Source organism: Shinella sp., from assembly GCF_052438155.1.
Lineage (GTDB): Bacteria > Pseudomonadota > Alphaproteobacteria > Rhizobiales > Rhizobiaceae > Shinella.
Genome location: NZ_JBQVPI010000013.1, coordinates 151795 through 161008, shown reverse-complemented (window position 1 = coordinate 161008; position 9214 = coordinate 151795). Strand labels below are relative to the sequence as shown.

Genomic DNA, 9214 nt, shown 5'->3' with positions numbered 1-9214 from the left:
GATATGAACAGGATTAAACCGGACGTGCTCTAGTGTCGATGATGGTGGCAGCATAATCGAGGCGGAAATCCACTTAGCGAAACGCCCGAAACTGTTCAGACAAACCGAGCCACCTCTCCGCTCTACAAGGTGGACCGTCATTTCGGTCCACCTACCCAAGCTTTGTGCTGGGCCCACTCCCACTTCCTTCAAACCTGTTTAATAGGCATTTCTCCCAAGCTGCTTGATGGCGTCGTAGCCCATTTTTCCGCCTCCGTAATGGATCAGGACGCTGTGCAGGCTGTCTCCAAATTCTACATTCGAGTAGATTTCGGTCATCAGGACCCCGGCTTCGCAGAGCAGATCGTTAGGGTTGGCCTCTTCGGCCGGTTCCGTCAGGGGCATGTTGCCAAGGACAGTCCCGTCAAAAATACTGACGATCTTCAGCTCCGACATGACGATCTTCTCACAGACGTCAATTTTCCCGTATACACCGACGAACATCGCTTTCCCGGTGTGGTACCACATCGGTATTTCCACCCTGCCTTCGATGCGTTCCTCATCGTTGTTGTCCAGCTCTGCGATCTGGCGCAGTTGAACGTCGAAAGAGGTCGATCCTGATTTCCAGCTGCCTGTCAGATTGTTTGACGACGCTAGAAGTGAAAATACACATCGCCGCTTGATCACTTCATTCGTCTGCGGTTCTCCCGGCCGGAGATCACTCTCGCAAAGAGCCATATTGCCATCGGGCAGCAGATTTCCGTCCAGTTTAATGGGAATACGATGTGTATCGTAGTAATAGGTGCCGACGACGTGCGTGTCCGCTTTCCCGTTTAATTTGCCGAATGTTTGAAGCGACACATGAACCAGTCGATTCCTGATCATGCCTTCGTAGTTTTTTATTTGGTACCATCCGGCATGTGCGCTGTTAAAAGAGAGTAAAAGGAACGAAAGCGTCCAAAAAAATGATGAAAAAGGACGAAGTCGGTGCATGAACGCTTCTTGCATGCTGGGTAGCTCGCTTTAATACTATTCGGCAGGAACGATTCTTAGCGGTGTTGCATAGGGTTCGACACGCAACGAATTGTGGCCGAGTATGCTGACGCGGCGAAGCGGCGCTTCCTCCAATGAACCATCGGCACCCTTTCGGACGGCGAACTGCCAAAGTGACAACTCACGATCGGTCGCCAACGCTTTTCCGATGGCACCGGCAGTATTGCCCTTGAGTTCGGCGATGTCCGCAACGGTGAGACCGACGACGATTTCGTCTTTGACGGTGATGATTTTGAAGAGGGAAATCGGTTCCTGAGCGGATACGCTGCTGGTGAACGACATGGCTGACCCTATGATGCCCGCACACAGCAGGAGGGCGGGCGAACTGAAATGGGAAGCAAGCATTGGGATCCTCTTGGGTTGCATTCTCGTCTTTTGCTGCGGACATAATCCGACTTTGTTTCCCTAGGATTTCAGTTCGCAGAATAGATGTGCCTCGATTGCGCTGCGCAGACCAGAATGCAGCTCTATCTGGCCGACCAGCAATGCGAAGAGGCCGGCGGGGATTTTATCGAAGCGGATCGCTTGCCGTACGTTGGGGTACAGTGTCATCGTCACACCCGGCGGCACCAAAAGGATTGCTGAAATCGCAACTCATGGCGTCTCGCATGTAGGCGATGAACATGTACGGCCTCTCGTCACAGGTAAGCTTTCGAGGCGTGGCGTCGGGGCCGGTGATTTCAAGGCCGGCTTCCCCTCCGCCCGCTCCGTCGTCTGAACTCTTTGGTGGGGTGTAGAGCGAATAGAGCCGATAGGCGTTTTGTCCGCTCCTAAAACGCACCTCTACGAGATAGCCTTCAGGTCCGTCGGAATTAGAGAAAAAGAAATTGTTCCTGCCCGGGCCAGGATCGAGCGGGAAATGCATTGGCGGCATTCCTTCTCCGAAGCCGGCAAATTGCAACGCAGTCCACTCGCCGCTCGGCAGCAGGACACCTGTCAATTCAAACATATTCGTCGGGGCGGCGGCGGGGCCGGAACCGCATACGAAAAGCTGCTGCCGATCATCGGCGAGGGCATGATTAAGCGCAAAAAGAAAGGCCGCTGACATGCAGATACAGAGCTTGCGGGTCAGCAAAGAGAGCATTCTTCTCGAGTCCGCTTCAAACAGATGGAGCCAGTTTATGCGCCGGTGGTACGGAAGCAGCAAGCGGTGTGCCGATGTTTGCGACGAGCTTGACGAGGTCGGCCTGGCGCGCAGTTCCCGTTTTGGCGAAGATACGTCGAAGATGCGTCTTCAACGTGCTTTCGCTAATTCCGAGCGACAAGGCGCTTTTGGATGGTGTCAATCCGCTGCCGATCCGCAGGAGGACACGTGCCTCCGCCGGTGTAAGATTAAACAGTGTCGTGAGGACAGCTTCCGGCAGCGGTGAGGCGGATGTCGTCGTCGATATGAAGATTGCGGCGCATGCGGGCCTGAAGGCCGCGCGTGCCGTCCCATCGGTCAGCGGCAGAACGTAGGCGACGGCGGGTGCCTGATCAATTCCTGAAATGGGGAGTCCGATGCCGCGGGCGCCAAGCGATGTGTCGGCATTCGAGGCGCCGGCGATTGCATCCAGCAAAGCTCGGCCGACCACCGCATTTTGTACGTGGAGCACGCCGTTTCTTGAAAGGATGGGACTTTTCGCGGACAACATTACCTCGGCACTTGCATTCGCATAGAGGATCGTACCGTCCGCGCCGGTGAGAACAATGGGCACGGCAAGGTTGTCGAGCGCTTCGCGATAAAGGCTGGCGACGACGCGCGCATGATCGAGCAAGTCGCCAATCAGGGACGCGCGGCGCAGATGCGGCGAGAGCAAAGCGAGGAAGCGCTGCTCCTCGACCGTGATGATACCCCTGTTCATCCCGATGGTGCAGCCCAGGAGGCCAATCCGGTCTGCCGTGTGAACGAACTTGGTCATGCAGCCTTCTCGCAGCCCCTGTGGCCTTGCCCAGTTCTGAAAAAATGGCGTTTGTTCGAGTTCGGCTTCGCTCATCGTGGAGAGGGTGGTCAGTGGCCTGTCGATGTCACCATCGACCGCTGCTTTCAGGCCTGGAATCTGATCGAAATCATAGTCCTCCTGGAGTGTGCGCATTTGTGCGGGGTCCCAGGGGGATTGGGCAGCAAAACGCCCGCGGTTGTCGGTAGCACTGGCGAGAGCGATGGTCGTGTAGGCCGCGTCGATCGTTTGCGTGATCCGGGTCAAGACATCAGTCCAGCCGGCCGGGTTCAAGGCACAGTCATAAATTTCACCGATAGTCGAAGACAGCACTTCGCTGGTCAGTCCACCCATACTGTCCTATCCTTCAACCTGTCTTTGTATTGCTTGCGGGATAGCGCAGAGAAAAACTCCAAGAAGCAAGCGCTAGATGTACGCCGGCAAAAAAAACTGCGGTGATTGGATAGATTCGCGTGTCGTCATCCTTTCGGATGACGACACGCAGGGGTGGCAGGGTTTAAGCAGCCCGCCACCAGTCTCATCCAGCAACGGCAGTTGAGGCGATGCGACGATTACATGTCCGGTGAGCGGCGAATGTGTTGCCGATCCTGGTTTCCTATCCGCATGCCTTTGGAGAGCCGCATGGATGAGCATCATTCGGTCCGGTCACCGCGCCTCATCGTCGTCGACGATGAAGAGCATTTGCGCGATATGATGGCAGAATATCTGCGTGAAAGCGGATTCTTGGTGCGTACGGTGTCCGGCGGCGCGGCGCTTGATCAGCTTCTGGCGGTGGAAGAGGCGGATATGCTCCTTCTTGATGTCAACATGCCGGTCGAAGATGGATTGTCCATCGCCCGGCGCATCCGGGCAAGAAGCAGCATGCCCATCATAATGGTGACGGCTGCAAGCGACACCGTCGACAAGATCGTCGGCCTGGAAATCGGCGCCGACGACTACGTGACCAAGCCTTTCGACCTGCGTGAATTGAAGGCGCGTATCCGCGCGCTCTTGCGCCGGAATCAGAGCGGCGGGCCAATCACGCAGAATGAAAAATTGGGTGAGGCCCAGCGAGCGAAAAACCGGCCCTTCGGAAAAATGCTTCTCGATATGGAGGCCTGCTGCCTTGTTCGCGCGGATGGCACCAGCGAGCCGCTGACGGCCATGGAGTTCGACCTGATCCGCGTCTTCATGCAGAATCCAGACCGGGTGCTGACGCGGGATCGGCTTCTCGACCTTGCGCATAAACGCGATAACGATCCTTTCGACCGAAGCATCGATGTTCGCGTCACGCGTATTCGCAAGAAGATCGAGCACGATCCGGCAAAACCCCAGACAATCAAGACCGTGCGTGGCACTGGCTATATCTACACGCCTGGGAACCGTGCCGCATGATCGAACCTGATCATGTGGCGCGTGCATTTGACGACACGCATGTGGGTGACCCGCAGCTCCTGCGCGCCTTCTTCAGCGGATTCGTCGGTTGTGCGGCTTTCCTCGATCAGGCCTGCCGCTATCGCGCGGCGAACCAGGAATATCTCGATTTCGTCGGCAAGGCAGAACAGGCCGTTCTCGGTCGCAAGGTTTCCGACATACTCGGAAAAGAGGTTCACCAGTCCTACCAGGAGTTCATCGAGCGCCTGCGTCCCGGAGATAGCATTCGGCGTGAAGGCTGGAGGGATTATGGCCCGCTTGGCACGCGCTATGTCGAGCAAACGATCACCGCTTACCAGGCAAGAGGTGGCGGAGCGCTTGGGTTCATCGTGCTTTCCTGTGACCTGACCGAGTTGAAGGTGCAACAGCAGGAGCTTATCGAGCGGATCGAGGCCCTGCGCGCAGCCGAAGCCTATCATGCCATTATCGTCGAGACGGCTCTCGATGCGATCGTCGTGACCGATGAAACGGGTATTGTGGTTGATTTCAATCCCGCTGCCGTTTCGATTTTCGGTTACGGCCGTGACGAGGCGATGGGACACCAGATTTCAGACCTGATCATTCCGCCCTCGTTGCGCTCTGCGCATGGCAACGGCATGAGGACCTATCTGGAAAGCGGTATAAGCCGGGTGCTCGGTCAGCGGTTGGAACTCGAGGCACTGCGCGCCAATGGGGAGCAGATCCCCATCGAGCTGACCATCACGGACGTGACCTTGGGGACAAAACGGCTTTTTGCCGCGCATTTGCGTGATCTGACCGGCGCGCGTCGGGCGCAGCAAGAAATCGAGCGCCAGCGGGAGGCGCTGCACCAGAAAGAGAAGCTTGCAGCACTCGGCTCGCTCCTTGCCGGCGTCGCGCATGAATTGAACAACCCGCTGTCGATCGTGCTCGGCCAATCGATGATGCTGCGGGAAAGGCTGGCCAATGAAGCGCCCTGTCTGGCACAAAGCGAGGACCTCGCGCAGCGCGCCGTGAAAATCGAGAACGCCGCCAACCGTTGTGCGCGCATCGTGCGCAGCTTTCTCGATATGGCCCGGCAACGCAAGACCGAGCGACAAGCCGTTCTCCTGGCGCATCTCGTCAGGGACGCTCTCGATCTCCTGAGCTATAATCTGCGAAGCGCCGACATTATCGTCGAAACGGATCTGCCCGAAACCCTCCCTCCGCTCTGGATCGACAGCGATCAGATCCATCAGGTGATCGTCAATCTGGTGGTCAACGCGCATCAGGCGCTTGAAGCAAAAAACAACGGCGAGCGGCGTATCCGGATCGCCGCCGAAAGCGAATCCGGGGCGCAGACGGTGCGAATGAGCATATCCGACAATGGCCCCGGTATTCCGCCCGACATCCGCCCGCGTATTTTCGATCCCTATTTTACCACCAAACCACAAGGCATCGGCACAGGCATCGGGCTTGCGGTTTCCCGGGGGCTTGTCGAAGCGCATGGCGGCACGCTCGATGTCGCTGATCGGCCGGCCGGCGGCGGCGCCTGCTTCCTCATCCGGCTGCCGCTGGGGTCATCGCCGTATAGCGATGCTGACATTCACCCGGACGTCACGACAGCACCTGCCGGCACAAAACGATGCGTTCTTGTTATCGACGATGAAGTGGAAATTGCCGAGCTGCTCTCGGACATGGCGGAGCAGCTTGATTTCCGCGTTGTCGTCGCTCACAGCGGGCAGGCCGCAAAGATCCGGCTGGGGCAGGGCGACCTTTCGCCTGACGCTATTCTCTGCGACATCCACATGCCTGGCGGCGATGGACCGGCCTTCTATGAGTGGCTCCAGATGACCCATCCATCCCTTTCGACCCGCACCGGCTTTGTGACCGGCGATACGCTGGGGCCGGCAGCAGGGCGATTTCTTGCGCGTTCGGGATGTCCGGTCATCGAAAAGCCATTCCACCCGGAGGATATTCGCCGCATTCTCGCGTCCCTGACGGGGCCTGCTCCGATTGCATGACGAGCGTCGTAACAGCGCGCCGGAATACATCTGCCCAGCCGTTTTTTGCCAGACCAGCGTCCCTGCGCCCTCTACTCCGTTCCACCGCCGTCGCCAATCTGCTTGGCCATATTGATCCCGGTGGCGCGGAAACCGCTGGTGCGATACACATGTTGCGCACGCGCGTTGTCCGCCGCTACCCTCAGCTTGATCGTGTTGTACCCGCGGGCGCGCAGCATCGCCTCCAAAGCTGCCAAGGCGCGCTGGCCGTCGCCCTTTCCCCTATGCTCGGGCAGCATGCAGAAGTCGCTGATGAAGACCGACCGGTGTTCATCGTCGGGACAATACCAGACGTAGCCGATGATTTCGTCGGGATACCCATCCTGAAGGATGCAGAGCAGGACCTGACCTTGCGTTTCCGGACCTGAGGGAAGGTCCCGGTCGATCTCCTGCTCCGCCCGCCTCAGCCCATCGGGCATCGATACTCCGTAGTTCGTGGAAATTTCTGCGGCATAGTCCGGGATGAAATAGTTCCGGTATCCAAGGAATTCTCCGCGCGACATGCGCCTGAACGCAATCATTCCATTCCCCCTGGTTGTCCGTGCCCGTTCCCGGCGGCCATGCTGCGATGGCGGCTTGGCGAGGGCGAGATACGAAGTGTTTGGCTGGAGCATTTCCGCTTCTGTTCGGAAAGCGAAAGTGCCCCAGCCTTTTGTTCTTACTCGTCCCGGCGTTCGTGACGGTCGGGCGGCGAGATTACAATATGAAATCTCCGGCCTGGAAGGCGATGGCATCATCGAAATGGATGACAAAATCGGCCTTCTTGTCACCATTGGTGTCGCCGGAGACATAGGTATCGGAGGCCTGCATTTCGAAATGAAGCTCGCCTTTGGCTCCGCTGAAAGCTGCCGTACCCTTGAACAGAAACGGCTGGTCGCCTGCGAGCACGGTGTTGGCGTCGATGCCCGAAAGGCTGATCCGGTCACCTTGTGCGTGGTTGAAATCGAAGATGCTATCCCGGCCAGCCGTCGCCACGGTGGTATCGGTGGAGGCCTTGAACAGGAAGATATCCGCGCCCGTGCCGCCAGTCATCTTGTCGCCGCCGGCGCCGCCATACAACGTGTTGATACCATTGTTGCCCGTCAATGTGTCGTTGTGGCTGGAGCCGATCAAGTTCTCGATTGACACATAGGTATCTCCCTTGGCGTCACCAGCATTGGCTAAGGCTGCCGCGAGATTGGCGACGACGCCAGCAGTAGCACCCGCATAGGACGCAGTGTCGGTGTTGGGGCCGCCATTCAGCTTGTCGGCGCCTGCTCCGCCGATCAGCAGGTCGTTTCCCGCACCGCCCGAAAGGGTGTTGACCCCGGAATTGCCAGTGAGCGTGTTCGAAAGCGCGTTGCCTGTGGCACTGATATTGGCGACCCCCAGAAGCTTGAGGTTCTCGATCGTTGCGAATGTGCTGAGGTTGCGCGAGATGAGAGAGGTGATCGTGTCGATCCCGGAGGCATCGATGACCTTGTCGGCCCCGGAACCCAAAACATAGGTATCGTTACCGGCGCCACCATTCAGCGTGTTTGTGCCGGCGTTCCCGGTCAACACATTGGCCAGCCCATTGCCCACAGCGTTTATGTTGCCGTTGCCGGTCAGCGTCAGGTTTTCGATGGTCGAGTAGGACGTGAGACTGCGGCCGATGCTGGAGGTGATGGTATCGATGCCGGCGCTATCGGCAACCTTGTCGTGGCCGGAGCCAAGGACATAAGTGTCATTGCCAGCGCCGCCGCTCAGCGTGTCGATCGCCTCTTCTAATTCCACCCCCCCGTTCAGGATGTTGTTGCCCGAATTGCCGATTATGACATTGGCATAATTGCCGCCGGTGCCATCTATATTGGAGGAACCAAGCAATTTTAGATTCTCGACGAAATCATACTTCGCAAGCGAGCGGCTTATCGTCGAGGTGATGGTGTCGACCCCACTCTCGGTGGTTCCCGGAAACTCCATCTTGCCGCCCTCAAGGACGACATCATGGCCGGAACCGAGGATATAGGTGTCATTTCCCCTGTCCCCTCTCAATGTATCGATAACGGCATCATTGCCGCCATAGAGAACGTTGTTGCCATAGTTCCCGGTGATGGTGTTCACAAAGGCATTGCCTGTGCCATCGATATTCTTCGATCCAACGAGGTAGAGGTTTTCGATATTGTTGTCGGCGGCGAGAGTGTAGGTAACGCCAGTGCCGACCGTGTCGTTGCCGCCGCTATCGATGATTTTAAACTCGGTGTCGCCAAAAATATAAATGTCGTCTCCGCCACCGCCATCGACGGCGTGATCAACCGTGCCGCCGCGGTTGTCGAAAGAGTCATTTCCCTCGCCCAGAACGATCTTGCCCTTGATCGTCCCATAATTTTCGATGCGGTCGTGGCCCGACTTGCCTTGAATAGCGATATCGGCGGACTTGATGAGGCCTTCGTTGACGATCACGTTGGCACTCGCGGAATTTGCATCCAGTTCGATGCCGATGGATGTTGCATCGATTATGCTGGTTGCGTCGAGCTTTAGGTAAGCACCACCATTTTTGGCGACAAACCCCCTGTCAGCCGTGATCGTCCCAGCATTGCGAAAAATCGAAAACATGCTGGCGGTGTTTTCGAAATACACACCCACATTGGCTGTGATTGCTCCGGCGTTGAAGACATCTGCATTGTCGGCATTTGCATAAATCCCCAGGTTTTCAGCGGTTATATGCCCGAAATTTTCTGCAGATGATCCTTCGCCATACATGGCTATGCCGCTATAGGCGTGAATGGTCCCGCCAGCGTCGACCTTGAGGATGGCGCTCGGGCCGTTGGAGAAAATCCCGGACTTGTACATCCCGTCGGCAACGATATC

Annotated in this window: 8 protein-coding genes; 2 read left to right on the top strand and 6 right to left on the bottom strand. The window is 57.3% G+C overall.

Annotated elements, in window-relative coordinates:
* Positions 1-198 precede the first annotated feature (198 nt).
* The 4 genes from ACT6VE_RS22095 to ACT6VE_RS22080 form a co-directional block, all read right to left on the bottom strand.
* Positions 199-972, bottom strand: a complete 774-nt coding sequence (locus ACT6VE_RS22095) for a hypothetical protein (protein WP_444800583.1) — start codon at positions 970-972, stop codon at positions 199-201.
* Between the two features lie 36 nt (positions 973-1008).
* Positions 1009-1377, bottom strand: coding sequence for a hypothetical protein (locus tag ACT6VE_RS22090; protein ID WP_444800582.1), 369 nt, complete (start codon positions 1375-1377; stop codon positions 1009-1011).
* Positions 1378-1540: 163 nt separating this feature from the next.
* A complete protein-coding gene (locus ACT6VE_RS22085; RefSeq protein ID WP_444800581.1) occupies positions 1541-2116 on the bottom strand; it encodes a hypothetical protein in 576 nt (191 codons plus the stop codon).
* Positions 2117-2132: 16 nt separating this feature from the next.
* Complete coding sequence (locus ACT6VE_RS22080) at positions 2133-3305, bottom strand: LuxR C-terminal-related transcriptional regulator (RefSeq protein ID WP_444800580.1); 1173 nt, start codon at positions 3303-3305, stop codon at positions 2133-2135.
* Positions 3306-3458: 153 nt separating this feature from the next.
* On the opposite strand from ACT6VE_RS22080, the gene ACT6VE_RS22075 reads away from it, so the two are divergent.
* Positions 3459-4346 (top strand): response regulator, encoded by an 888-nt coding sequence (locus tag ACT6VE_RS22075; RefSeq protein ID WP_444800579.1) that lies wholly within the window; start codon positions 3459-3461, stop codon positions 4344-4346.
* Positions 4343-6346: a hybrid sensor histidine kinase/response regulator gene (locus ACT6VE_RS22070; protein ID WP_444800578.1), complete on the top strand. Its 2004-nt coding sequence runs from the start codon at positions 4343-4345 to the stop codon at positions 6344-6346. The genes ACT6VE_RS22075 and ACT6VE_RS22070 overlap by 4 nt, the downstream gene beginning before the upstream one ends.
* Before the next feature lie 71 nt (positions 6347-6417).
* Here the strand turns inward: ACT6VE_RS22070 and ACT6VE_RS22065 are convergent, their stop codons facing one another.
* A complete protein-coding gene (locus tag ACT6VE_RS22065) occupies positions 6418-6906 on the bottom strand; it encodes a GNAT family N-acetyltransferase (protein ID WP_444800577.1) in 489 nt (162 codons plus the stop codon).
* Positions 6907-7081: 175 nt separating this feature from the next.
* Positions 7082-9196: a hypothetical protein gene (locus ACT6VE_RS22060; protein ID WP_444800576.1), complete on the bottom strand. Its 2115-nt coding sequence runs from the start codon at positions 9194-9196 to the stop codon at positions 7082-7084.
* Positions 9197-9214 lie beyond the last annotated feature (18 nt).

Bases quoted from the DNA above. Each gene is read 5' to 3' on its own strand.
- ACT6VE_RS22095 (WP_444800583.1), bottom strand. From the start codon at position 972: ATGCACCGACTTCGTCCTTTTTCATCATTTTTTTGGACGCTTTCGTTC.
- ACT6VE_RS22090 (WP_444800582.1), bottom strand. From the start codon at position 1,377: ATGCTTGCTTCCCATTTCAGTTCGCCCGCCCTCCTGCTGTGTGCGGGC.
- ACT6VE_RS22085 (WP_444800581.1), bottom strand. From the start codon at position 2,116: ATGCTCTCTTTGCTGACCCGCAAGCTCTGTATCTGCATGTCAGCGGCC.
- ACT6VE_RS22080 (WP_444800580.1), bottom strand. From the start codon at position 3,305: ATGGGTGGACTGACCAGCGAAGTGCTGTCTTCGACTATCGGTGAAATT.
- ACT6VE_RS22070 (WP_444800578.1), top strand. From the start codon at position 4,343: ATGATCGAACCTGATCATGTGGCGCGTGCATTTGACGACACGCATGTG.
- ACT6VE_RS22065 (WP_444800577.1), bottom strand. From the start codon at position 6,906: ATGATTGCGTTCAGGCGCATGTCGCGCGGAGAATTCCTTGGATACCGG.
- ACT6VE_RS22060 (WP_444800576.1), bottom strand. From the start codon at position 9,196: ATGTACAAGTCCGGGATTTTCTCCAACGGCCCGAGCGCCATCCTCAAG.